The following is a 23,498-nucleotide window of genomic DNA, read 5'->3' on the forward strand; positions in this document are numbered from 1 at the left end:
GGGTTCGCGCGGCGGCCGCCCCCCGGGGGGCCCCCCCCGTGCTGGGGTGGGGGGCCCCCCGATACACAATAACCGGCCCGCGGGGGGGCCCGTAACTACCGGGTCCCGCCCACCCCGGCGGCTTTCTGCGGGTCTCAGGGGCCTCACGGGTGCACACCGGAGTACGGCGAATGCCGGAGGGCCCGCAGCAGTCGCGCTGCGGGCCCTCCGGCATTCGCCATGGCTTCCGGTCTTCCGGTGCCTCTTACGCCTCGTCGCGGCGCAGCGAGGGCTTCAGCTCCTTCAGACGGCCGAGCAGGCCGTTGACGAACGAGGGCGACTCGTCCGTGGAGAACTCCTTCGCCAGCTGCACCATCTCGTCCAGCACCACGGCGTCCGGGATGTCGTCGGCCCAGATCAGCTCGTAGGCGCCGAGACGCAGGATGTTGCGGTCGACGACCGGCATCCGGTCGAGCGTCCAGCCGACCGAGTACTGGGCGATCAGGTCGTCGATGCGCCGCGCGTGCTCCGCGTAGCCCTCGACCAGCTGCATCGTGTACTCGCTCACCGGCGGCTGCCGGGTGTCGGCCCGCGAGAGCCGGATCCAGTCCGCGAGGACCGTCAGGACGTCGGCGCCGCGCTGGTCGCCCTCGAAGAGGATCTGGAAGGCGCGCTTGCGGGCCGTGTTGCGGGCAGCCACGGTTAGCTGTTCACCCGGCCGAGGTAGTCGCTCGTGCGGGTGTCGACCTTGATCTTCTCACCGGTGGTGATGAAGAGGGGGACCTGGATCTGGTGACCGGTCTCCAGGGTGGCGGGCTTGGTGCCGCCGGTGGAGCGGTCACCCTGGACGCCGGGCTCGGTCTCGGCGATGGTCAGCTCGACGGCGGCGGGCAGGTCGACGAAGAGCACCTCGCCCTCGTGCTGCGCGACGGTGGCCGTGAAGCCCTCGACGAGGAAGTTGGCCGCGTCGCCGACCGTCTTGCGGTCGATCATCAGCTGGTCGTACGTGTCCATGTCCATGAAGACGAAGTACTCGCCGTCCATGTACGAGAACTGCATGTCGCGCTTGTCGACAGTGGCCGTTTCGACCTTGACGCCGGCGTTGAACGTCTTGTCGACGACCTTGCCGGAAAGCACGTTCTTCAGCTTGGTGCGCACGAAAGCCGGGCCCTTGCCGGGCTTGACGTGCTGGAACTCGACGACGGACCAGAGCTGGCCGCCTTCGAGCTTGAGCACCAGGCCGTTCTTGAGGTCGTTCGTGGAAGCCACGGTTGCGGAATCTCCTGGACTGACGTGGACGACCACGGGGCACGCACCTTGCCTATAGTGCGAGCAGCTCCTTGGTCGTGATGGTGAGTAGCTCGGGTCCGCCGTCCGCCTCGGGGCGTACGACGAGCGTGTCATCGATCCGGACACCGCCCCGGCCCGGGAGGTGGACCCCCGGTTCGACGGTGACCGGCACGCAGGCATCCAGTTTACCCATGGCCGCGGGGGCCAGCTGCGGGTCCTCGTCGATTTCGAGTCCGACACCGTGCCCGGTGAGCGGTGACAGGCGCTCGCGGTACCCCGCGGAGTCCAGTACCTGACGTGCGGCGCGGTCCACGTCGCGGTACGCCGCGCCGGGCGCCAGCGACTCCCGTCCGGCGCGCTGGGCGGCGAAGACGAGGTCGTAGAGGTCGATCTGCCAGTCCGCCGGGGACGTGCCGATGACGAACGTGCGCCCGATCTCGCACCGGTAGCCGCGGTACGTGGCGCCGAGGCAGACGGAGAGGAAATCACCTTCCTCGACCCGGCGGTCGGTGGGCGCGTGGGTGCGCCGGCCGGAGTTCGGGCCGGTGGCGACGGAGGTCGGAAAGGCGGGGCCGTCGGCACCGTGGTCGACGAGGCGCCGCTCCAGTTCGAGGGCGAGGTGGCGCTCGGTGCGCCCGACGAGGATGGACTCCAGCAGTTCACCGAGCGCCTGGTCGGCGATCTCGGCGCCGATCCGGAGGCAGGAGATCTCCTCCTCGTCCTTGACGACCCTGAGCTGCTCGACCGCGCCCCCGAGGTCGGCGAGCCGCAGCCGGGGGGCCACCGAGCGGATGGCGCGGTGCCTGGCCACGGTGAGGTGGTGTTCCTCGACGGCGAGGGAGTCGGCGCCCTGGGCCGCGACGACGCCGGCGGCCGCGACGGCGGGATCACCGCCGGGTCCGGGCAGGACGTGCACACGCAGCGTCTCGTCGGGCCGGCCCTCCTCCGGCCGTTCGTCCGGCGGGCCGCTGCAGACCAGCAGGTCCTCGCGCTTTCCCAGCAACAGGACGGCGCCCCGCGGGGTCGCGCCCGCGAGATATCGCACATTGGCGGCACGGGAGACCAGTGCCGCCGCGCTGCCGCCCGCGTTGCAGCGCTCCCGTAGCCGCGTCCGACGGGCCGCGTACACCTCTGACATGAGCCGAGCGTACGAGCGATGGCCGGATCTCGCCGGTTGGGAGGTCTGAGTGGGCGGGCGCCGTTCGGGGGACTTCCCTCCGGGGTCCCTTGGTCCTGTCCGGTGGATCATGCCGCAGACGCGGGGTCCGGCACGCAGTCTCCCTGTCTCGGCCTCGCTCGGGCGGGGGCACCTCACGCCCCCGCTCACCAGCGGCTGTCAGCCATCGGCGCCTCTCCGCGACCTGCTCCACCGCGCAGGCCCCGAAACACTCCGTCTACCACTGCGGCGGGCTGGCGATCGACCGCGCCAGGACATCGTCCAGGACGCGCGCCGTCGCCGGTACGTCCAGCTGGGAGTTGTCGATGATCGGCAGACCCGAGCCGTACCAGCCCGCCATGCGGCCGTGGATGCGGGCGACCTCCTCGTCGGTGAGGCGGCGATTGCCGGTGCGTTCGGCGTTGCGCTCCAGGACGATGTCCAGGCCCGGCAGGAGGACGACCGGGAGCAGGCCGGGTCCCACGTGCCGCTTCCAGCCGCCGAGGCCGACGACCGGGCGGTCGGGGAAGACGGCGTCGTCGAGGATGCAGGAGATGCCGTTGGCGAGGAAGTTGCGCGCGGCGAAGCCGCAGGTGCGGCGGGCCAGGCGGTACTGCGCCTCGGAGTTGTCGTTCCACCCCGACTGCGGGTCGGCGAAGCCGGAACGGACCCATTCGCGTACGTCGTCGAGGCTGATGTGCGCGGTGGGGACGCGGCGGTGGTCGGCCCAGAACTTGGCGACGCTGGTCTTGCCGGCGCCCGCGGGGCCGATGAGCAGCACCGCGAGGGTGGTGGTCGTCGGGTCGGACGCGGCCGTGGCCGCGGGCGGCGCGCTGGGCATGCCGACGGGGCCGCCGGGTGGCAGCGGAACATGGCCGGTGGTGTCCGGGGCCGGCGGGACCGACGGGTGCTGCGGCACGGCGTGGGGCGGCGCGGGCGGGACGGGCGGAACAGGTCCTGGCGTCGGAGCGCCGGAGAATCCCGGTGCCGGAGGAGGGGGCGGCACCGGGGTGGGTCCCGGGTGCGTACCCGGGTGGTGCGGTCCCTGGTGTTGTGCGGCCGGCGACCAGCCGGCGTCCGGACCGTGCCCCGGCTGGTGGGGCGGCGGCAGCGGAGAACCCACTGCGTGCTGCATCCGGTGCCACTCCGTCTCGTGTCTTCTGGCTCGTTCGCCTCCGGGCCGCCTGAGTCGGTCTCGAGAGGGCGATCGTGCTCAGCCCTTCGGGCCTCCGCGCGTTCGCCCTCTCGCCGCCGACGCGCCCCTTCGGCTCACTCGCGGCAGGCAATGGGCGATGGCACGGGGTGCAAACCCCGTCGCTACCGAACGGTACCGCCCCCGGCCGTCGTTTGGTGAACGACCGGGGGCGGTCCGAAGTGCCCTGTGTGCACAGCGAATCGGGCGGATGGGGTGCTGTGGTACCTACTCGCCCACTTCGCCGTACGCGGCGAGCAGCACCGCCGGGTCCGGGCCCTCCAGGACGGTCGGCTTGGCCAGTCCGTCGAGGACGATGAAGCGCAGCAGGTTGCCGCGGGACTTCTTGTCGACCTTCATGGTCTCCAGCAGCTTGGGCCACTGGTCGTAGCGGTAGTGCAGCGGCAGGCCCACCGACTCCAGGACCGTGCGGTGGCGGTCGGCCGTGGCGTCGTCGAGGCGGCCGGCCAGTCGGCCCAGTTCGGCGGCGAAGTGCAGGCCCACCGAGACCGCCGCGCCGTGACGCCACTTGTAACGCTCGTTCTTCTCGATGGCGTGCGCGAGGGTGTGCCCGTAGTTGAGGATCTCGCGCAGGCCCGACTCCTTCAGGTCGGACGACACGACGTCGGCCTTGACCTTGATGGAGCGCTCGATGAGCTCGGCGGTGTGCGGGCCCGCGGGGGTACGCGCGGCCTCGGGGTCGGACTCGATGAGGTCCAGGATCACCGGGTCGGCGATGAAGCCGGCCTTGATGATCTCGGCCAGCCCGGAGACGTAGTCGTTGACCGGGAGCGAGTCCAGCGCGGCCAGGTCGCAAATCACGCCGGCCGGCGGGTGGAAGGCGCCGACGAGGTTCTTGCCCTCGGCCGTGTTGATGCCGGTCTTGCCGCCGACGGCAGCGTCCACCATGGCGAGCACGGTGGTCGGGACGGCGATCCAGCGCACGCCGCGCAGCCAGGTCGCGGCCACGAACCCGGCGAGGTCCGTGGTCGAGCCGCCGCCGACGCCGACGACGACGTCGGAGCGCGTGAAGTTGGACTGGCCCAGGGCCTTCCAGCAATAGGCGGCGACCTCGGCGGTCTTGGCCTCCTCCGCGTTGGGCACCTGGATGGCGACAGCCTCGAAGCCCTGCTCGGCCAGGTCGGCCCGGAGGGCGTCGCCGGTCTCGGCGAGCGCCTCGGGGTGGATGACGGCGACCCGCCTGGCCTTGTCGCCGACCAGCCCGCCGAGCTCGCCCAGCAGCTGACGACCCACCAGGACCTCGTACGGCGCGGAGCCCGCGCTGCCGCCGACCTGGATCCGCGTCACAGACTCGCTCATGCTTCCTTCAACTCCAGTGCGTCCAGGGTGGCCTGGGTGACCTCTTCGGGGGTACGGCCGTCCGTCGCCACGATGTCCGTGGCGATCTCCTCGTACAGGTGCCGGCGGGCCTCCATCAGCTCGCGCCACTGCTTGCGCGGGTTGACGGCGAGCAGCGGCCGGGCCGCGTTGAGGCCGGTGCGCTTGACGGCTTCCTCGACGTCCATCGAGAGATAGACCACACGCAGTCCGGCCAGCAGGCCGCGTGTTTCGGCGTCGAGGACCGCGCCGCCGCCCAGTGCCAGGACACCGTCATGCCTCGCCAGCGCCCGCCGCACGGCCTGCTTCTCGATCACGCGGAAGGCGTCCTCGCCCTCGTCGACGAAGATCTCGGCGATGCTCCGCCCCTGCTCGGCGACGATGTCCTCGTCGGTGTCCCGGTAGGTGACGCCGAGCCGCTCGGCCAGCAGCTGCCCGACGGTGGACTTGCCCACGCCCATCGGCCCGACCAGGACCACCAGCGGCGCGCTCATCGGATGCGCAGGTTGTCGAGGTACGACCGCACGTTGCGGCGGGTCTCGGCGACACTGTCGCCGCCGAACTTCTCCGCCACCGCGTCCGCCAGCACCAGTGCGACCATCGCCTCGGCGACGATGCCGGCCGCGGGGACCGCGCACACGTCGGAGCGCTGGTGGTGGGCCTGAGCCGCCTCGCCGGTGGCGACGTCCACGGTCTGCAGGGCCCGCGGCACGGTCGCGATGGGCTTCATCGCGGCGCGGACGCGCAGCAGCTCACCGGTGGTCAGGCCGCCCTCGGTACCGCCGGAGCGGCCGGTGGCCCGCTTGATGCCCTCGTCCGTGGTGACGATCTCGTCGTGTGCCTTCGAACCGGGCACCCGCGCCAGGTCGAAGCCGTCGCCGACCTCGACGCCCTTGATCGCCTGGATGCCCATGAGGGCGGCGGCCAGGCGCGCGTCCAGGCGTCGGTCCCAGTGCACGTGCGAGCCCAGGCCCACCGGCACGCCGTACGCGAGCACCTCGACCACGCCGCCGAGGGTGTCGCCGTCCTTGTGGGCCTGGTCGATCTCCGCGACCATCGCCTTCGACGCGTCCGCGTCCAGGCAGCGCACCGGGTCGGCGTCCAGCTTCTCGACGTCGGCGGGGGTCGGGTAGACGCCGTAGGGCGTCTTCGCGGCGGCCAGCTCCACGACGTGCGAGACGATCTCGATGCCGGCCGTCTCCTTCAGGTACGACCGGGCCACCGCGCCGAGTGCGACACGGGCCGCGGTCTCCCGGGCGGAGGCGCGCTCCAGGATCGGCCGGGCCTCGTCGAAGCCGTACTTCTGCATGCCGGCCAGGTCGGCGTGGCCGGGGCGCGGCCGGGTCAGCGGGGCGTTGCGGGCGAGTTCGGCGAGCTCCGCCGGGTCCACGGGGTCGGCCGCCATGACCTTCTCCCACTTGGGCCACTCGGTGTTGCCCACCATGATCGCGACCGGGGAGCCCATGGTGAGGCCGTGCCGGACGCCACCGAGGAACGTGACCTCGTCACGCTCGAACTTCATCCGCGCACCGCGCCCATAGCCCAGCCGCCGCCTCGCCAGATGGTCGGCCACCATCTCCGTGGTGATCGGCACGCCGGCGGGAAGGCCCTCCAGCGTCGCGACGAGTGCGGGACCGTGGGACTCCCCCGCGGTCAGCCAACGCAGCCTGCTCAACGGTGCTCCTCAGTGCTCGCGCCCTCGTAACTGCCCTGCGTACGCGCGTCCTCGCGTACGGCGACGGCGCGACCAGGTGCGCGGCCCCGGCCCGCCACCTCCGATCCTCCCACGTCCGTGGGACGAACCCGGCCGCAGGTCCATCAGGCGGACGCGGGGCAGGACGCGCTAGCGGGCGGCCAAGGCGTGCTCGCCCGCCTCGCGCATGGCCTCCACGGGGGCCGGGGCGCGGCCGGTCATCTGCTCGACCTGCAGCACCGCCTGGTGGACCAGCAGGTCGAGCCCGCTGACGACGGCCCCGCCGTACATCGACCAGCGGGCCGCCAGGGTGGTGGGCCAGGGGTCGTAGAGGACATCGAAGAGGGTGGTGGGCCGCTCGGGTACGGCGGCGGCGAGGGCGTCCGTCGTACCGGCCGGAGTGGTGGCGACGACCAGCGGAAAGCGCAGCGCCTCGGCCGCGTCCGCCCAGTCCGCCGTACGGACGTCCACCTCGAGGCGCTCGCCCCACTGCCGCATCTCGGCGGCCCGGGACTCGCTGCGGACGTAGGCGACGACCTCGCCGGTGCAGATCCTGGACAGCGCGGCCAGCGCGGAGGAGGCGGTGGCGCCGGCGCCGAGGACCGCCGCGGTGTCGACCTGTTCGACGCCCCGCTCGCGCAGGGCGGCGACCATGCCGGGGATATCGGTGTTGTCGCCGACACGACGGCCGTCCTCGGTGAACACGACCGTGTTGACCGCCTCGACCGAGGCCGCCGTCTCGCTGATCTCGTCGAGCAGCGGAATGACTGCCCGCTTGAGCGGCATGGTCAGCGACAGCCCCGCCCACTCCGGTCCGAGGTCACCGAAGAACCCGGGCAGTCCGGCCTCGTCGACCTCGAACCGGTCGTACGTCCAGTCGACGAGCCCCAGCTCCGCGTACGCGGCGCGGTGCAGCACCGGGGAGAGGGAGTGGGCGATGGGCGAACCGAGTACGGCGGCCCGGCGGGCGTCAGTTGCCCGTGCTGGCATCGAACTTGTCCTTGAGTTTCTGGAAGTCGTCGAAGTTCTTGGCGAATTCGGTGTTGTTCTGACCGTCGGTCGCCACGAAGTAGATCCAGCCTTCGTCGGTCGGATTCAGCGCCGCCTTCAGTGCGTCCTCGCCGGGGTTGCCGATGGGACCGGGCGGCAGGCCCTTGTTGGTGTAGGTGTTGTACGGGTCCTTGTTGCTGTTGATCTCCGAGGCGCTGATGTGGATGTTGCTCTCGTTCATCAGGTAGTTGAAGGTCGAGTCGAACTGCAGCAGCCGGTTGGTCTCGGTGTTCGTCGGCTTGAGGCGGTTGTAGATCACCTCCGCCATCTTGCGGAAGTCGTCGTGCGTCTTGCCCTCGGCCTGGACGAGGCTGGCGACCGTGATGACCTGCAGCGGGTTGTCCAGGTCGAACGTCTTGGCCTTGGCCGTGAGGTCGTACTTCCCGTACACCTCGTTGGCCTGCGCGACCATCTGCTTCAGGACCGTCTCGGGCTTCATGCCCTTGGCCGCGGGATAGGTGCCCGGGAAGAGGAAGCCTTCCAGCGGGTCCTTGATGTCAGGGTCGGTGTTCGCCCACTTCGGCAGTCCGAGGCTCTTGTATTCCTTCTCGGCGACCTTCCTGGTGGTGCCCGAGGAAAGGCCGAGTTTGGTGTCGATGGCCTTGTAGGCGAGCACATTCCGCTCGCCCGGAGTGACCACGACATTGGCCTGGCTCGTCGGGTCGAGCATCATCTTGACAGCGCTTGCCGCGGACATCTCCTTGTTCAGGATGTACGCGCCCGCCTGGATCGAGTTCCCCTTGGGATTCTGCTGCTGCGCGGACACGAAGGCGTCGACGCTCTTCACGACGCCCGCGTCCTTCAGCTTGCGGCCGATGTCGTAGCCGCCGGCTCCCTTGGGGATCTCGACGCTCACGGTCTCGCTGGTGCCGTCGCCCGCGTAGTCCGGCGCCGCGCCGAAACGATTTTGGTAGAACTGGTAGCCGTAATACCCGACTCCGGCCAGACCGCTGCCGAACACCAGGACGACCACGAGGCAGGCACACCCGTTGCGGCGCTTCTTGCCCTTGCCGCCGCCCTTGCCCCGGCGGTCGCCACGGCCGCGCCCGCCGTCCGGGTCGTCCGCGCCGGCGTCGTCGTCATCGTCGTCGCGACCCGCGAAGAAGGCGTGTTCGCCCTGGTCGGGGCCCGGGTCCCAGTCGACACGGGGCTCCGGCTCGGCGCGCCGCCGGCTGGGCGGCTCCGGCGGCGGATACGCCTCGGGAGTGCCGTAGAGGTCGGGCTGTTCGGCGCCGTACGCCATGGCCTGCTGACCGTAGGGGTCCCCCGGGTCGGCGGCGTAGGGGATGTGCGCGTGCGTGCCGGTGCCGTCCCAGCCGCCCTGCTGGTACTGCTGCTGGGACTGGTCCGGGTAGTGCTGCTGGCCGTACTGCTGGTACTGGGCGTCGTACTGCTGGTCGTACTGCTGCGCCTGACCGTACGCGGCCTGCTGGCCGCCGTTGCCCCAGTCGCCGTACTCCTGCTGCTGCGGCTGCTGCGGATAGTGCTGCGGCTGGCCGCCGTAGGCAGACTGATGGCCGACGTCGCCCTGCTGCCCTTCCCATCCGCCGTCCCCGTACAACGGGTCCTCCGGATGCCACGGTTCGGAGCCTGGGCCCCGGCCATACTCAGTCATCGATCCCCTAGAGCCGCGAGGCGGCAGTCACGTGGCTTGCGGGCCGGCTGACCTTCCGCCTCTCTCTGTGCGGCGGCTGTTCGAACACCGCAGCATCGCGCGGAACGTTACCGTATCGCGATCAGATGACCACTTCGACGCCCTCTCCGGGTGGATTACCTGACACCCGTTCGGATTCCAACGCCTGCTGAAGGATGATCACAGCGGCTGCCTGGTCGATGACCGACCGGCCCTTCTTGGACTTCACCCCCGAGGCCCGCAGTCCCTGACTGGCCGTCACCGTGGTCATCCGCTCGTCGACGAGCCGCACCGGAACGGGGGCGATGCCCTTGGCCAGGTCCTGGACGAAGCCACGGACCTTGACCGCGGCCGGGCCCTCGCCCCCCTTGAGGGAGCGAGGGAGTCCGACGACGACCTCGATCGGTTCGTACTCCTCGACGAGCTGCTTCAACCTGCGGTGAGCTGCCGGGATGTCACGCCCGGGGACGGTCTCCACCGGAGTGGCGAGGATCCCGTCGGGGTCGCACGAGGCGACCCCGATACGGGCGTCCCCGACGTCGATCGCGAGTCGACGTCCTCTTCTCATACTCTCGGCCGTCTCTTACTTGGCGGTCTCGGCGACCAGCCGCTCGACGGCGTCGACGGCCTCGCCGACAGCGGCCGGGTTCTGGCCGCCGCCCTGGGCGACGTCCGGCTTGCCGCCACCGCCGCCGCCGAGGGTCTTGGCGGCCGTGCGGACCAGTTCGCCGGCCTTGAGGCCACGCTCGCGGGCGGCCTCGTTGGTGGCGATGACCGTGAGCGGCTTGCCGTTGTTGACCGTGAACAGGGCGACCACGGCGGCCCGGCCGCCCTGGATGCGGCCGCGCACGTCGAGGACCAGCTTGCGCAGGTCGTCGGGCGTGGTGCCGTCGGGCACCTGACCGGTGACGACCGCGACGCCGTGGATGTCCTTGGCGGACTCGACGAGACCGGCGGCGGCCTGCAGCACCTTCTCCGCGCGGAACTTCTCGATCTCCTTCTCGGCGTCCTTCAGCTTGCCGAGCATGGCGGAGACCTTCTCCGGGAGCTCTTCCGAACGCCCCTTGATCAGCTCCTGGAGCTGGGCGACGACCGTGTGCTCACGGGCGAGGAAGTTGTAGGCGTCCACGCCGACGAGGGCCTCGATACGGCGTACACCCGAGCCGATCGACGACTCGCCTAGCAGCTTCACCAGACCCAGCTGGGCGGTGTTGTGCACGTGCGTGCCGCCGCACAGCTCCTTGGAGAAGTCGCCGATGGTCACGACACGGACACGCTCGCCGTACTTCTCGCCGAACTCGGCGATGGCGCCCTGCTTCTTGGCCTCCTCGATGCCCATGACGTCGGCGCGCACGTCGAGGTCGCGGGCGAGGATCTCGTTGATCTTCTGCTCGACGTCGGTCATCACGGCCGTCGGCACGGCGGACGGCGAACCGAAGTCGAAGCGGAAGCGGCCGGGCTGGTTCTCCGAACCGGCCTGGGCGGCCGTCGGGCCGAGGGCGTCGCGCAGGGCCTGGTGGGTGAGGTGGGTGGCCGAGTGGGCGCGGGCGATGGCCTTGCGGCGGTGGGCGTCGATCGAGGCGTGGGCCTTGGCGCCGACGGTCACCTCGCCGACCTGGACGACGCCCTTGTGGACGTACACCCCCGGGACCGGCTTCTGGGTGTCACGGACCTCGATGACGGCACCGGAGTCCACCCTGATGCGGCCGGTGTCGCCGATCTGACCGCCGCCCTCGGCGTAGAACGGGGTGCGGTCGAGGACGATCTCGACCTCGTCGCCCTCGGTGGCGGCCGGAGAGGACGCACCGTCGACGAGGATGCCGACGATCGTCGACTCGGCGTCCGTGTCGGTGTAGCCGATGAAGTCGGTGGCGCCGGCGGCGTCGGCGATCTCGCGGTAGGCACCGAGGCCGGCATGGCCGGTCTTCTTGGCCTGGGCGTCGGCCTTGGCGCGCTCCCGCTGCTCCTTCATCAGGCGCCGGAAGCCCTCCTCATCCACGGAAAGCCCCTGCTCGGCGGCCATCTCGAGGGTGAGGTCGATCGGGAAGCCCCAGGTGTCGTGGAGCAGGAAGGCCTTGTCGCCGGGCAGGACCGTGGAGCCGGTGGCCTTGGTCTCGGTCACGGCGGTGTCGAGGATGTTGGTGCCGGCCTTCAGCGTCTTGAGGAAGGCGTTCTCCTCGGCGATGGCCACCTTCTCGATGCGCTCGCGGTCGGTGACGAGCTCCGGGTACTGCTGGCCCATCATCGCGATGACCGTGTCGATCAGGTCCTTGACGACCGGACCGGTGGCGCCGAGCAGACGCATGTTGCGGATGGCGCGGCGCATGATCCGGCGCAGCACGTAGCCGCGGCCCTCGTTGCCGGGGGTGACGCCGTCGCCGATCAGCATCACGGACGTACGCATGTGGTCGGTGACCACGCGCAGGGAGACGTCCGAGGCGTGCGCCTCGCCGTACTCGACACCGGTCAGCTCGGTGGCCTTCTTGATGACGGCCATGGAGGTGTCGATCTCGTACATGTTCTGCACGCCCTGCAGAATCATGGCGAGGCGCTCCAGGCCGAGGCCCGTGTCGATGTTCTTGCTGGGCAGGTCGCCGAGGATCTCGAAGTTGTCCTTGCCGATGCCCTCGCCGCGCTCGTACTGCATGAACACGAGGTTCCAGATCTCCACGTACCGCTCGTCGTTGACGGCGGGGCCGCCCTCGACGCCGAACTCGGGGCCGCGGTCGTAGTTGATCTCGGAACAGGGGCCGCAGGGGCCGGGGACGCCCATGGACCAGAAGTTGTCCTTCATGCCGAGGCGCTGGATGCGCTCCTTCGGCACGCCGACGACCTCTTGCCAGATGCGCTCGGCCTCGTCGTCGTCCTTGTAGACGGTGATCCAGAGCTTCTCCGGCTCAAGGCCGTAACCACCCTTGTCCTGGGGGCTGGTGAGCAGCTCCCAGGCGTGCTTGATGGCGCCTTCCTTGAAGTAGTCGCCGAAGGAGAAGTTGCCGCACATCTGGAAGAAGGTGCCGTGGCGCGTGGTCTTGCCGACCTCTTCGATGTCGGGCGTGCGCACGCACTTCTGCACGCTGGTGGCGCGCGGATACGGCGGCTTGACCTCACCCAGGAAGTAGGGCTTGAAGGGCACCATGCCGGCCGGGACGAGGAGCAGAGTCGGGTCGTCCGCGATGAGCGACGCCGAAGGGACGACGGTGTGCCCGCGCTCCTCGAAGAAGCTCAGCCAGCGGCGGCGGATCTCAGCCGACTCCATCAGTGGTCCTCATTCCGGTTGTACGAGTACGTCGACCTCTCGACGTACTTCGGGTTGTTGCGGTTCTCGATGGCGGCGAAGCGCCGGGGAGCGGGGAGTTCGGGGTCCTCGTGGATCCCCAGCGCCTCCCCCAGCTCGGCTTCCCGCTGGGCCATGTTGTCGCGGACGTCGAGCGCGAAGCCCACCGCGCGGTCCTTGAGCCGGTGACCGGCGTCGAGTGCCTTGTTCGCCGCGGTCGCGGCGAGGCTCTCGGGCGTCAGCTGCTTCAGCTTGCGGTTGACTTTGGTGGTGGCCCACACACCGGCGGCGACGCCCGTGGTGAACCAGAACGTACGGCGGAACATCGCTCGGTCAGTCCTTCTTTCCGCGGGCGTTCCGCTTCTCCCGCCGCGCGGCCGGGACCGTGCGGCCCACGATCACGGTACGCCGGGGGGCCTTGGCGGGCACGTCGTCGTCCCGGCGGCTGCCGAGGGCCCGGCGGACGCCGTAGCCGAAGGCGGCGACCTTGACCAGGGGGCCGCCGAAGGTGGAGGCGACCGTCGTCGACAGCGCCGACGCGTTGGACGTGACCTCCTGGACGTCCGACGCGATCGAGTCGACCCGGTCGATCTGGGTCTGCGCCGAGCGCACCGCGGCGGAGGCGTCGGCCAGCAGCGGGACGGCCTGGTCGGTCACGTCCGCGACGAGCTTGGTGGTCGCCCTGAGCGTCTGGGCCAGCCTCGCCAGTGCCACGGCGAGGAAGGAGACCAGGATCGCCCAGAAGACGGCCACCAGGATCCCGGCCACCTCTCCACCGGACACTGCGCACCCGCTCCCTGAAACGTGCCTCTACATCGAAAAAGTCGTGTACCGAGCCTATCGCGCCGGGCATGCCGCTCCGTACCGGATTACCGCCCATGCCACTGGAGTTTGCGCGAAGCGATTGTACGGACTGCACACGAATCAGTACGCTCCGTATGCCATGCGAGTTCATCAGCGCGAAGACCGCCCGTCGGACGGCAACCTTCCCCTGGAGACCAACGCGTTCGTGGGGCGGGCGGGCGAACTCACCGGGCTGGTCGGCGCGCTCGATGCCGCTCGGCTGGTGACGGTGACCGGTGCCGGCGGGGTCGGCAAGTCGCGCCTCGCGGTCCGGGCGGCGGCGCGGTGCGCGCCGGACGACGGGGTGTGGCGGGTGGACCTGGCACCGCTGCGCGATCCCGAGTTCGTCGAGTACGCGGTCGTGGAGGCTCTGGCGCTGACCGATCACACCACGCGGGGGCCCCGCGAGACGCTGCTCGCCCATCTCGCCGAGCGTCAACTGCTGCTGGTCCTCGACGGGTTCGAGCATCTCGTGGCGGCCTGTGCCGCGCTGGTGAGCGACCTGCTGCGGCACGCGCCGGGCCTGACGGTGCTCGCCACCGGCCGAAGGCCGCTCGGGGTGGCCGGCGAGCGACTGTTCCCGCTGGCCCCGCTCGGCGAGGACGCGGCGGTGGATCTGTTCGTCGAGCGGGCCGCGGAGCAGGGGCTGACGGTCGGCGACGACGAGGACGTACGAGAGCTGTGCCGACGCCTGGACGGGATCCCACTGGCGATCGAGCTGGCGGCGGCACGGCTGCGGGTGCTGTCCCCCGGACAGCTGCTGGACCGGTTCGACGACCGGTTCCGGCTGCTGACCGGCGGTTCGCGGGACGCCCTGCCACGCCATCAGACCCTGCGTACGGCGATCGGCTGGAGCCATGAGCTGTGCACGCCCGGGGAGCGGCTGCTGTGGGCGCGGCTGTCGGTGTTCGCCGGACGGTTCGACCTGGCGGCCGTCGAGCACGTGTGCAGCGGGAACGGCCTGGACGCCGACGACGTCCTCGACGTCCTGTCGGAGCTGCTCGCCCAGTCCGTGGTGGCCCGCGAGGAGACCGCGACGGGCGTGCGCTACCGCATGCTGGGCACGCTCCGGGCGTACGGCGCCGACTGGCTGGAGGCGATGGGCGACGCGACCCGGCTGCGGCGACGGCACCGAGACTGGTATGTCGGCCTGGCGACCCGGTGCGAGCTGGACTGGTTCTCACCCCGGCAGAAAGAGGTGGCCGCGCGCATCGAGGCGGAGCTGCCGAACCTGCGCCGCGCCCTGGAGTACTGCCTGACCGAGCCGGACGAGGCACATCTGGGCCAGTACCTGGCGGGCTCCCTGTGGTTCTACTGGGCCGGCTGCGGCCGGCTGTCGGAGGGGCGCCGCTGGCTGGAGCGCAGCGTCGAGTCGGACGCCGGGAAGACGGACCACGAGCAGGCGCGGCTGAAGGCCCTGTGGGTGCTCGGCCATGTCGCGATCCTCCAGGGCGACGCGGTGCCCGCGCTGGCGGCGCTCCAGGAGTGCCGGGAAGAGGCGGAACGTGTCGCCAGCCCGACGGCGGTGGCGTACGCGGAGCACCGCACCGGGTGTCTGGCCCTGGTCACGGACGACATGGCCGGTGCGGAAACGCTGCTGCGCTCCGCGCTCGAGCGGTACCAGGAGATCGGCGAGCTCAACTGCAACGTCCTGATGGGCCAGGTCGAGCTGGCCATGACCCGGGCGTTCCAGGGCGATCTGCCGGACGCGGTGACACTCTGCGAGGACGTCCGGCGGGTGTGCGAGGACCACGGGGAGCGGTGGACGCGCTCCTACGCGCTGTACGTCCTGGCGTACGCGGCCTGGCGGGAAGGAAACCCTGCCCGGGCCCGCGAGCTGCTGACGGACTGCCTGGCCGGCGCCCACACCTTCCACGACCTGCTCGGCTCGGTGCTGGCGGTGGAGCTGCTGGCCCTTGTCACGGCCACGGAGGGCGACGTGGCGGAGGCAGCGGTGCTGCAGGGCGCCGCGTCGGCCATGTGGCCCTCGGTGGGGCTGCCGCTGTTCGGCTCGGCGTATTACAACGCCCCGCACGAACTGTGCGAGGCGACGGCCCGGGAACACCTGGGCGCCGAGCGGTACGAGGAGTGCGTACGGCAGGGGTCGCGGCTGGGCCGGGACAGGGCGGTGGCCCGGGCGCTGGGGCGGGACCGGGCGCGCAACGCCCTGCCTGCGCCGCGCGGGCCGGTGCGGCCCACACGCGGTGCCACCGACATGCGGAAACCCGCCGCCTCGCCCACCCGGAAGGGCGGGGAGACGGCGGGCTGAGGTGCTACACCCGGCTGGTGATCAGCGGGCGTAGTACTCGACGACCAGCTGCTCGTCGCAGATGACCGGAACTTCCTTGCGGTTCGGCTCGCGGTCCAGGCGGAAGGCCAGGGCGCGGAGGTTCACCTGGAGGTAGCGCGGGGTCTCGCCGTCGGGGGCGAAGCCACCCTCACGCGCGACCTGGAACAGGGTCTTCTCGCGGCTGCGCTCGCGGACCATCACGACGTCGTCGGGCTTGACGCGGAAGGACGGCTTGTCGACCTTCTGGCCGTTGACCTCGATGTGGCCGTGGACGACCATCTGGCGGGCCTGGTAGATCGTGCGGGCGATGCCCGAACGCAGGACCAGCGCGTCGAGACGGCGCTCGAGCTCGATGATCAGGGCCTCACCGGTCTTGCCCTGGACCTTGGAGGCACGCTCGTAGGCGCGGACGAGCTGGCGCTCGGACACGTCGTACTGCGCGCGCAGACGCTGCTTCTCGAGCAGACGGACCTTGTAGTCCGAGTTCTGCTTGCGGCCACGGCCGTGCTCACCCGGCGGGTAGGGGCGGGCCTCGAAGTACTTGACGGCCTTCGGGGTCAGCGCGATGCCGAGGGCACGCGACTTCTTGACCTTGGGGCGGGACTGATTCGCCACTGTCTTCTTCTCTTTCCTGGTTTTCGGCTCACCAGAGTTAAGGGAGGTCGCATCCGCAGCCTGGGAAACCCGCCTCGTCCTGGTGGACGGGCCGGGCAGCCGCTCCCTGGTCTGGGCACATACGTGCAGCACGCGAGTGGCCCACCGACCTGTCCCGGGAATCCGGATGGTGGTGGGCTGCCCGCGACACCTTCGACGGTGCGCGACGCTCCTGGAATCCCCGCCGTGAGGCAGGGGTTCCGGCTGGATGTCCCGTTCTGGTGGTGCCGGCTCCCTCTTGCGACGGGCCGGACACGGGACTCAGCGCTCCGAAGGAGTCTACAGGTTGCTCAGGACCCCTTGCGACCGAGGTGCTTCCTGGTCCACTCGACCGCGTCCGCGTAGCGCGCCTCGCCGCCGTGCCGGGTGGGTGTGTAGTACTCGCGGTCCTTGATGGCGTCCGGCGCGTACTGCTGGGCGGCGATGCCTTCGGACAGGTCGTGCGGATACACATAGCCCTGCGCATGCCCCAGCTTGGCCGCGCCCTTGTAGTGCCCGTCGCGCAGATGCGGCGGGACCGGTCCCGCCAGTCCCTTGCGTACGTCGTCCAGGGCGGCGCCGATCGCCGTGGTCGCGGCGTTCGACTTGGGGGCCAGGGCCAGGGCGATGGTGGCGTGGCTGAGGGTGAGGGCGGCCTCGGGGAAGCCGATCATGGCGACGGCCTGGGCGGCGGCGACCGCGATCGGCAGGGCGTTCGGATCGGCCAGGCCGATGTCCTCGCTGGCGGAGATCATCAGGCGGCGGGCGATGAAGCGGGGATCCTCACCGGCCTCGATCATCCGGGCCAGGTAGTGCAGGGCGGCATCCACGTCGGAGCCGCGGATGGACTTGATGAGGGCGCTGGCCACGTCGTAGTGCTGGTCGCCGTCGCGGTCGTACTTCACGGCGGCCCGGTCGACCGTCTCCTCGAGCGTGGTGAGCGCGATCTTCGTCTCGCCCTTGTCGAGGGCGGCCCCGGCGGCGGCCTCCAGGGCGGTCAGGGCGCGGCGGGCGTCGCCGCCGGCGATCCGCAGGAGGTGTCCCTCGGTGTCCTCGGGGAGGGTGACGGCGTCCTTGAGCCCGCGTTCGTCGCTCAGGGCGCGGCGGAGCAGGCCGCGCAGGTCGTCGTCGGTGAGGGGTTCGAGGGTGAGGAGGAGGGAGCGGGACAGCAGGGGCGAGATGACGGAGAAGTACGGGTTCTCGGTCGTCGCGGCGATCAGGGTCACCCACCGGTTCTCGACGGCCGGGAGGAGGGAGTCCTGCTGGGCCTTGCTGAAGCGGTGGATCTCGTCGAGGAAGAGGACGGTCTCCTTGCCGTAGCCACCGGTGGCGCGGCGGGCGCCGTCGATGACCGCGCGGACCTCCTTGACGCCCGCGGTGATCGCCGAGAGTTCCACGAACCGCTTGTTGGTGGCCTTCGAGACGACGTACGCCAGGGTCGTCTTGCCGGTGCCCGGCGGGCCCCAGAGGATCACCGAGGACGGTCCGGCCGGGCCGCCCGTGCCCTCGCCGACGAGTCGGCGCAGGGGCGAGCCCGGCTTCAGCAGGTGCTGCTGGCCCACGACCTCATCGAGGGTGCGCGGGCGCATCCGGACCGCCAGGGGACTTCCGGCGGGGTCCTTCTCCTGGCGGTCTTCGGCGGCGGCGGTGAACAGATCGGGCTCCACTCTGGAAACCCTAAATCACCGCACTGACAATCCCGCCGGCCTGTCAGCTGGTCCAGAAATCCCACCAGCGGGTCAGGATCAGCATGCCGATGATGCCGATGTGCAGCACGGGCACGACCCAGGTGAACTCGCCGAAGAAGCTCTTCAGCCAGCGCGGGGCGGGCAGGAAGTCGTTGCGGACGTTGAACGACGTCACGTACCAGAACATGGTGATCGTGGCGACCCAGGCCAGCGAGCACCACAGGCACAGCGCGTTGATCCGGTACAGGGACTGGAACTGCAGCCAGGTGCAGAAGGCCACGCCGAAGAGGGTGCCGAAGTTGAAGGTGAGCCAGTACCAGCGCGGGAAGCGGGCGCCTGCGAGCAGGCTCATGCCGACGCAGATCACGATGCCGTAGCAGACGAGGCCGAGCATCGGGTTGGGGAAGCCGAAGGCGGCGGCCTGCTTGCTCTCCATCACGCTGCCGCAGGAGACGACGGGGTTCAGACTGCAGCCCGGCGTGAACGTCGTGCCGGCCACCTTGGCCTCGAGCAGCTTGAACTTGTCGATCGTGATGACCCATGCGGCAAGCAGTCCGGCCGCGCCAGTGATCAGCAGCAGGACGGCGAAGGCACGGCTGCCGCCCACCGTGCGCGGCGTGGCAGCCGCGCGCTCCGGCTCGCGCTCGGTGGAGACGTTTTTGACTGTCGTCTTGCTCATCACGCCGATTCCGTCACTTGAGAGCTGGACATTCTCCGGGCAGTGGCCATTGTGCCGCACGCGTGCGCGTGCTCACCGTTCGCTCCGTATAAGGGAGTACGTGCGGACGTCCCCGAACGTTCGGTTCCGGACAGCGACCGCCCATGGCAAGGGCGCCGGTTGCCACTGAGGCCCCCGGCGCCCTTCCACCCGTACGGATGACTAGCCGAGCCGCGATTCCAGCTCCGCCACGATCTCGTTCACGCCGATCGCCGCCTGCTCGCCGGACTCCATGTCCTTGAGCTGGACGACGCCCTCGGCGAGGTCGCGCTCGCCGGCGACGAGGGTGTAGCGGGCGCCGCTGCGGTTGGCGTTCTTCATGGCGCCCTTGAGGCCCTTGTGGCCGTAGGAGAAGTCGGCGGCGATGCCGACCTTGCGCAGTTCGGTGACCTTGGCGAAGAGGATCCGACGGGCCTCCTCGCCGAGCGGGACCGCGAACACGCTGGTGGACGCGGGGAGTTCGAGCTGGACGCCCTCCGCCTCCAGGGCCAGGACCGTGCGGTCGACGCCGAGGGCCCAGCCGACGGACGGCAGCGCCGGGCCACCGATCATCTCGGACAGGCCGTCGTAGCGGCCGCCGCCGCCCACCGCGGACTGGGAGCCCAGACCGTCGTGGACGAACTCGAAGGTCGTCCGCGTGTAGTAGTCCAGGCCGCGGACCAGCTTCGGGTCGTCCTCGAAGGCGACGCCCGCCGCCGTGATCAGCTCGCGGACCTCCTCGTGGTACGCCTTGCAGGCGTCGCAGAGGTAGTCGCGCAGCAGCGGTGCCTCGGTCAGCTGCTTCTGCACGTCAGGGCGCTTGTCGTCCAGGACGCGCAGGGGGTTGATGTCCGCGCGGCGCAGGGTGTCCTCGTCCAGGTCCAGGCCCCGGAGGAAGTTCTGCAGCGCTTCCCGGTACACCGGGCGGCACTCCTTGTCGCCCAGGCTGTTCAGCAGGATACGGAAGTCGCGCAGGCCCAGCGAGCGGTACGCCTGGTCCGCCAGGATGATCAGTTCGGCGTCCAGGGCCGGGTCCTCGGCGCCGATCGCCTCGGCGCCGACCTGGGAGAAGTGCCGGTAACGGCCCTTCTGGGGGCGCTCGTAGCGGTAGTACGAGCCGGAGTACCAGAGCTTGACCGGGAGGTTGCCCGCCTTGTGGAGGTTGGCCTCCAGGGCGGCCCGGAGCACGGACGCGGTGCCCTCGGGGCGCAGCGCGAGCCTGTCGCCGCCCTTGGTCTCGAAGGCGTACATCTCCTTGGTCACGATGTCGGTGGACTCACCGACACCGCGCGCGAACAGCTCGACGTTCTCGAAGCCGGGCGTCTCGATGTAGCCGTAGCCGGAGTTGCGCAGCGGTGCGGCGATCGCCTCGCGGACGGCGAGGTACGTGGCGCTGTCCGGCGGGATCAGGTCGTACGTGCCCTTGGGGGCCTTGAAGGTGCTCACGGAAGTCTCTCGTCACATTCCTCGTCGGGGAGCCGTATTCACGTTCGCTCCCTGGCCGGAGGCCACCTGCCGCAGATACGGGTTGGTGGCGCGCTCCTGGCCGATGGTCGTCTGGGAGCCGTGGCCGGACAGCACCACGGTCGAGTCGTCGAGCGGCAGGCACACGCGGGCCAGCGAGTCGAGCATCTCGGCCATGTCACCGCCGGGCAGGTCGGTGCGTCCGATGGAGCCGGCGAACAGCAGATCCCCGGAGAAGAAGACCGAGGGGATGTCGGCGGTCTCGGGCATCCGGAAGGTCACCGACCCCTTGGTATGGCCGGGCGCGTGCGCGACGGACAGCTCCAGGCCCGCCAGCTCCAGCTTCGCGCCGTCGGTCAGCTCCTTGACGTCGTCCGGCTCCCCCACGGTGAGCTCGCCCATCAGCGGCATCCCGATGGAACGGCCGAGCGCCTTCTCTGGGTCGCTCATCATGAACCGGTCCTCGGGGTGGATCCACGCCGGTACGTCGTGCGCGCCGCACACCGGGACGACCGAGGCCACGTGGTCGATGTGGCCGTGGGTGAGGACGACGGCGACGGGCTTGAGCCGATGTTTCTTCAGCGCGTCCTCGACTCCTTGGGCCGCCTGGTGGCCCGGGTCGATGATCACGCACTCCTCACCGGCGGCGGGGGCGACGAGATAACAGTTCGTCCCCCAGGCCCCGGCGGGGAACCCGGCAATGAGCACGATCGTCCTTCGTTGTGTCGATACGGGCGGCTGCAGCTGTGGTCAGAAGCCTACCGGCGCTGCCGATTACTCAGCGAACCCATATACGGTACGGGGCACACGCAGGCGGTCGGCACACCAGACGCACGCGTCCCAGTAGACGTACGAGACGCATGAGGAGAAAACCCCGTGGTCACCCAGGAACAGCGGCGGCGGCAGCTCGCCCGGGAGAAGTTCTTGCGGCAGCAGCAGCGTCGTACCGCTGCCAGGCGCAAGTCGCGCGTTCGCAACTCGGTGATCGCGTCGGTGCTCGGCGTGATCCTGGTCGGCAGCCTCGCGCTGTACACGACCGGCGTCCTCAAGGACGACGACAAGGCCGACGCGAGCGCGACCGCGTCCCCGTCCGCCAGCCCGAGCGCGGTGAAGGACCCCTGCGAGAAGGCCGACGACGGCAAGGTCAAGTCGCTGAGCTGGAAGAAGGAGCCGGCGATCACGATCGACAAGTCGGCCGATTACACGATGAAGCTTGCCACGACGTGCGGCGACATAGATCTCGCGCTGAAGACGTCGGCGGCCCCGCACACGGTGAACTCGTTCAACTTCCTTGCGAGCAAGGGCTTCTTCGACCACAGCAAGTGCCACCGGCTGACCACCAGCGGCATCTACGTGCTGCAGTGCGGCGACCCGACGGGCAGCGGCAGCGGCGGTCCCGGCTACACGATTCCGGACGAGAACCTGAAGGACAAAAGCCTGAAGGACAACGTCTACCCGGCGGGCACGGTCGCGATGGCGAACACCGGGCAGGCGCACACCGGCGGCAGCCAGTTCTTCCTCGTCTACCAGGACAGTCAGCTCCCGCCCAGCTACACACCGTTCGGTACCGTTTCCGAATCGGGCATGAAGGTGCTGAAGAAAATCGCCGCCGCGGGCGAGAACACGGGGGCCGGTGACGGGGCTCCCAACGCGACCGTTGTGATCAACAAGGCGACCGTCACGAAATCCTGATGACCAGCACGGCCAGCTCCGAAATTTCGGTCGCGCTGGATGCGGACAGGCAACCCGCCGGTCGCCTATGTTGGCCGTGACGAAACTGTGGACGATGCCCGGGGGAGCTGAGGCCCCCCGCAGGCATCATGTGGAGGAGGCGCTGTGAGCAGCGACCCGTGGGGCCGCGTCGACGAGACGGGGACCGTGTACGTGCGTACGGCCGACGGCGAGCAGGTCGTCGGTTCCTGGCAGGCCGGCTCCCCTGAGGAGGCGCTGGCCTACTTCGAGCGCAAGTACGAAGGCCTGGTTGTCGAGATCGGCCTCCTCGAGAAGCGAGTCCAGACCACCGACCTGTCCGCCAAGGACGCGCAGACGGCCATCGACCATCTGCGCGAGCAGGTCGACGCCCACCACGCGGTGGGCGACCTGGAGGCGCTGCGGGGCCGGCTGGACAAGTTGGTGGCGACGGTCGAGTCGCGGCGCGAGGAGCGCAAGCAGCAGCGGGCCAAACAGTCCGACGAGGCACGGCACGCCAAGGAGGCGCTGGTCACCGAGGCGGAGGAGCTGGCCCAGTCCGACCAGTGGCGGGCCGCCGGTGAGCGGCTGCGGTCCCTGGTGGACACCTGGAAGGGTCTGCCGCGGCTCGACCGCAAGTCGGACGACGAACTGTGGCACCGCTTCTCGCACGCGCGCTCGGCGTTCTCCAAGCGTCGCAAGGCGCACTTCGCGCAGCTGGACGCCCAGCGCGAGGACGCCCGCAGGATCAAGGAGCGGTTGGTCGCCGAGGCCGAGGCACTGTCGGGCTCGACCGACTGGGGTCCGACGGCCGCGCGCTACCGCGACCTGATGGCGGAGTGGAAGGCCGCGGGCCGCGCCCAACGCGAGCACGAGGACGACCTGTGGAACCGTTTCCGCGGCGCCCAGGACGTCTTCTTCGCCGCCCGCAGCTCGGTGTTCGCCGAGCGGGACGCCGAGCAGACGGAGAACCTGAAGCTGAAGGAGGAGCTGGCCGAGGAGGCCGAGAAGCTCCTGCCGGTCACGGATCTGAAGGCGGCCCGGGCCGGCTTCCGCTCGATCAACGAGCGCTGGGAGGCCATCGGCCACGTCCCGCGTGACGCGCGGCCGAAGGTCGAGGGCCGGATGCACGCCGTCGAGCGGGCCATCCAGGAGGCCGAGGACACCGAGTGGCGCCGGACCAACCCGGAGGCACGCGCGCGTGCCGAGGGGCTCACCGGTCAGCTCCAGGCCGCCGTCGACAAGCTGCGGGGCCAGATCGATCAGGCGCGCGCCCAGGGCAACACCGCCAGGGCGGAGAAGCTCGAGCGTGAGCTGGAGGGCCGCCAGGCGCTCCTGGACCAGGCGCTGAAGGGTCTGCACGAGTTCGGAGGCTGACCCTGTCCTCTCCGCCGTAGCGCGTCGTAGCGCAGAGGCCCCCGTACGTGGCGGATGCTGTTGGTTAATCCGGGGCCTCGCGTGACGTCGGCCTTCAAGACCCGGTTGTGGTCTTGAAGGCCGACGTTGTCGTATGGGGTGGGTGCAGATGTCGATGCAGCCGAAGGGATCTGGGGAGATCCCGGCGGAGACGGTGCGGGTGGCGCGGGCAG

The 23,498-nt window shown here is 70.3% G+C and carries 21 protein-coding genes; 3 read left to right on the forward strand and 18 right to left on the reverse strand.

Going from position 1 to position 23,498, the window contains the following annotated elements; translation table 11 throughout:
* Window positions 1-244: 244 nt before the first annotated feature.
* From nusB to ACFY16_RS34565, 13 genes are all read right to left on the reverse strand, one after another.
* The gene (nusB, locus tag ACFY16_RS34505) at window positions 245-679 is read right to left on the reverse strand and encodes a transcription antitermination factor NusB (protein WP_390651165.1); all 435 of its coding nucleotides are present in this window, start codon (window positions 677-679) and stop codon (window positions 245-247) included.
* A gap of 2 nt (window positions 680-681) precedes the next feature.
* Window positions 682-1,248: an elongation factor P gene (efp, locus tag ACFY16_RS34510; protein WP_390651166.1), complete on the reverse strand. Its 567-nt coding sequence runs from the start codon at window positions 1,246-1,248 to the stop codon at window positions 682-684.
* Between the two features lie 52 nt (window positions 1,249-1,300).
* Window positions 1,301-2,407, reverse strand: coding sequence for an aminopeptidase P family protein (locus ACFY16_RS34515; RefSeq protein ID WP_390651167.1), 1,107 nt, complete (start codon window positions 2,405-2,407; stop codon window positions 1,301-1,303).
* Window positions 2,408-2,663: 256 nt separating this feature from the next.
* The gene (locus ACFY16_RS34520; protein WP_390651168.1) at window positions 2,664-3,560 is read right to left on the reverse strand and encodes a Pro-rich N-terminal domain-containing protein; all 897 of its coding nucleotides are present in this window, start codon (window positions 3,558-3,560) and stop codon (window positions 2,664-2,666) included.
* A gap of 285 nt (window positions 3,561-3,845) precedes the next feature.
* A complete protein-coding gene (gene aroB, locus ACFY16_RS34525) occupies window positions 3,846-4,937 on the reverse strand; it encodes a 3-dehydroquinate synthase (RefSeq protein WP_390651169.1) in 1,092 nt (363 codons plus the stop codon).
* The gene (locus ACFY16_RS34530) at window positions 4,934-5,449 is read right to left on the reverse strand and encodes a shikimate kinase (protein WP_390651170.1); all 516 of its coding nucleotides are present in this window, start codon (window positions 5,447-5,449) and stop codon (window positions 4,934-4,936) included. The genes aroB and ACFY16_RS34530 overlap by 4 nt, the downstream gene beginning before the upstream one ends.
* Window positions 5,446-6,630, reverse strand: a complete 1,185-nt coding sequence (aroC, locus tag ACFY16_RS34535; protein ID WP_390651171.1) for a chorismate synthase — start codon at window positions 6,628-6,630, stop codon at window positions 5,446-5,448. Before aroC ends, ACFY16_RS34530 begins: the two co-directional genes overlap by 4 nt.
* 168 nt (window positions 6,631-6,798) lie before the next feature.
* Window positions 6,799-7,638 carry a shikimate dehydrogenase gene (locus ACFY16_RS34540; protein WP_390651172.1) on the reverse strand — a complete coding sequence of 280 codons (840 nt, stop codon included), beginning with the start codon at window positions 7,636-7,638 and terminating at the stop codon, window positions 6,799-6,801.
* The gene (mltG, locus tag ACFY16_RS34545; RefSeq protein ID WP_390651173.1) at window positions 7,619-9,313 is read right to left on the reverse strand and encodes an endolytic transglycosylase MltG; all 1,695 of its coding nucleotides are present in this window, start codon (window positions 9,311-9,313) and stop codon (window positions 7,619-7,621) included. Before mltG ends, ACFY16_RS34540 begins: the two co-directional genes overlap by 20 nt.
* Before the next feature lie 121 nt (window positions 9,314-9,434).
* The gene (gene ruvX / locus ACFY16_RS34550; RefSeq protein WP_390651174.1) at window positions 9,435-9,899 is read right to left on the reverse strand and encodes a Holliday junction resolvase RuvX; all 465 of its coding nucleotides are present in this window, start codon (window positions 9,897-9,899) and stop codon (window positions 9,435-9,437) included.
* Between the two features lie 15 nt (window positions 9,900-9,914).
* On the reverse strand, window positions 9,915-12,587 hold the full coding sequence (gene alaS / locus ACFY16_RS34555; RefSeq protein ID WP_390651175.1) for an alanine--tRNA ligase: 2,673 nt from the start codon (window positions 12,585-12,587) through the stop codon (window positions 9,915-9,917).
* A complete protein-coding gene (locus ACFY16_RS34560; protein ID WP_355494974.1) occupies window positions 12,587-12,931 on the reverse strand; it encodes a hypothetical protein in 345 nt (114 codons plus the stop codon). The genes alaS and ACFY16_RS34560 overlap by 1 nt, the downstream gene beginning before the upstream one ends.
* A 7-nt stretch (window positions 12,932-12,938) precedes the next feature.
* A complete protein-coding gene (locus ACFY16_RS34565) occupies window positions 12,939-13,388 on the reverse strand; it encodes a DUF948 domain-containing protein (protein ID WP_390651176.1) in 450 nt (149 codons plus the stop codon).
* A gap of 160 nt (window positions 13,389-13,548) precedes the next feature.
* Here ACFY16_RS34565 and ACFY16_RS34570 point away from each other — a divergent pair, with 160 nt between their 5' ends.
* Entirely contained in the window at window positions 13,549-15,717 is a 2,169-nt protein-coding gene (locus ACFY16_RS34570; RefSeq protein WP_390651177.1) for an ATP-binding protein, read from the forward strand.
* A gap of 21 nt (window positions 15,718-15,738) precedes the next feature.
* On the opposite strand, the gene rpsD is transcribed toward ACFY16_RS34570, so the two are convergent.
* The 5 genes from rpsD to ACFY16_RS34595 all read right to left on the reverse strand — a co-directional run bounded on the left by rpsD (window position 15,739) and on the right by ACFY16_RS34595 (window position 20,928).
* On the reverse strand, window positions 15,739-16,353 hold the full coding sequence (gene rpsD / locus ACFY16_RS34575) for a 30S ribosomal protein S4 (RefSeq protein ID WP_351143789.1): 615 nt from the start codon (window positions 16,351-16,353) through the stop codon (window positions 15,739-15,741).
* A gap of 329 nt (window positions 16,354-16,682) precedes the next feature.
* Window positions 16,683-18,038 (reverse strand): replication-associated recombination protein A, encoded by a 1,356-nt coding sequence (locus ACFY16_RS34580; protein ID WP_390651178.1) that lies wholly within the window; start codon window positions 18,036-18,038, stop codon window positions 16,683-16,685.
* Between the two features lie 43 nt (window positions 18,039-18,081).
* Window positions 18,082-18,738 (reverse strand): vitamin K epoxide reductase family protein, encoded by a 657-nt coding sequence (locus ACFY16_RS34585; RefSeq protein ID WP_390651179.1) that lies wholly within the window; start codon window positions 18,736-18,738, stop codon window positions 18,082-18,084.
* A 201-nt stretch (window positions 18,739-18,939) separates the two neighbouring features.
* A complete protein-coding gene (hisS, locus tag ACFY16_RS34590) occupies window positions 18,940-20,202 on the reverse strand; it encodes a histidine--tRNA ligase (RefSeq protein ID WP_390651180.1) in 1,263 nt (420 codons plus the stop codon).
* 12 nt (window positions 20,203-20,214) lie between these two features.
* Entirely contained in the window at window positions 20,215-20,928 is a 714-nt protein-coding gene (locus ACFY16_RS34595; protein WP_390651181.1) for an MBL fold metallo-hydrolase, read from the reverse strand.
* A gap of 168 nt (window positions 20,929-21,096) precedes the next feature.
* Here ACFY16_RS34595 and ACFY16_RS34600 point away from each other — a divergent pair, with 168 nt between their 5' ends.
* The gene (locus ACFY16_RS34600) at window positions 21,097-21,912 is read left to right on the forward strand and encodes a peptidylprolyl isomerase (RefSeq protein ID WP_390651182.1); all 816 of its coding nucleotides are present in this window, start codon (window positions 21,097-21,099) and stop codon (window positions 21,910-21,912) included.
* Window positions 21,913-22,056: 144 nt separating this feature from the next.
* Window positions 22,057-23,286: a DUF349 domain-containing protein gene (locus tag ACFY16_RS34605; RefSeq protein WP_390651183.1), complete on the forward strand. Its 1,230-nt coding sequence runs from the start codon at window positions 22,057-22,059 to the stop codon at window positions 23,284-23,286.
* Window positions 23,287-23,498 lie beyond the last annotated feature (212 nt).

It is taken from the genome of Streptomyces sp. NPDC001315, from assembly GCF_042896175.1.
In the GTDB taxonomy this organism is placed as follows: Bacteria; Actinomycetota; Actinomycetes; order Streptomycetales; family Streptomycetaceae; genus Streptomyces.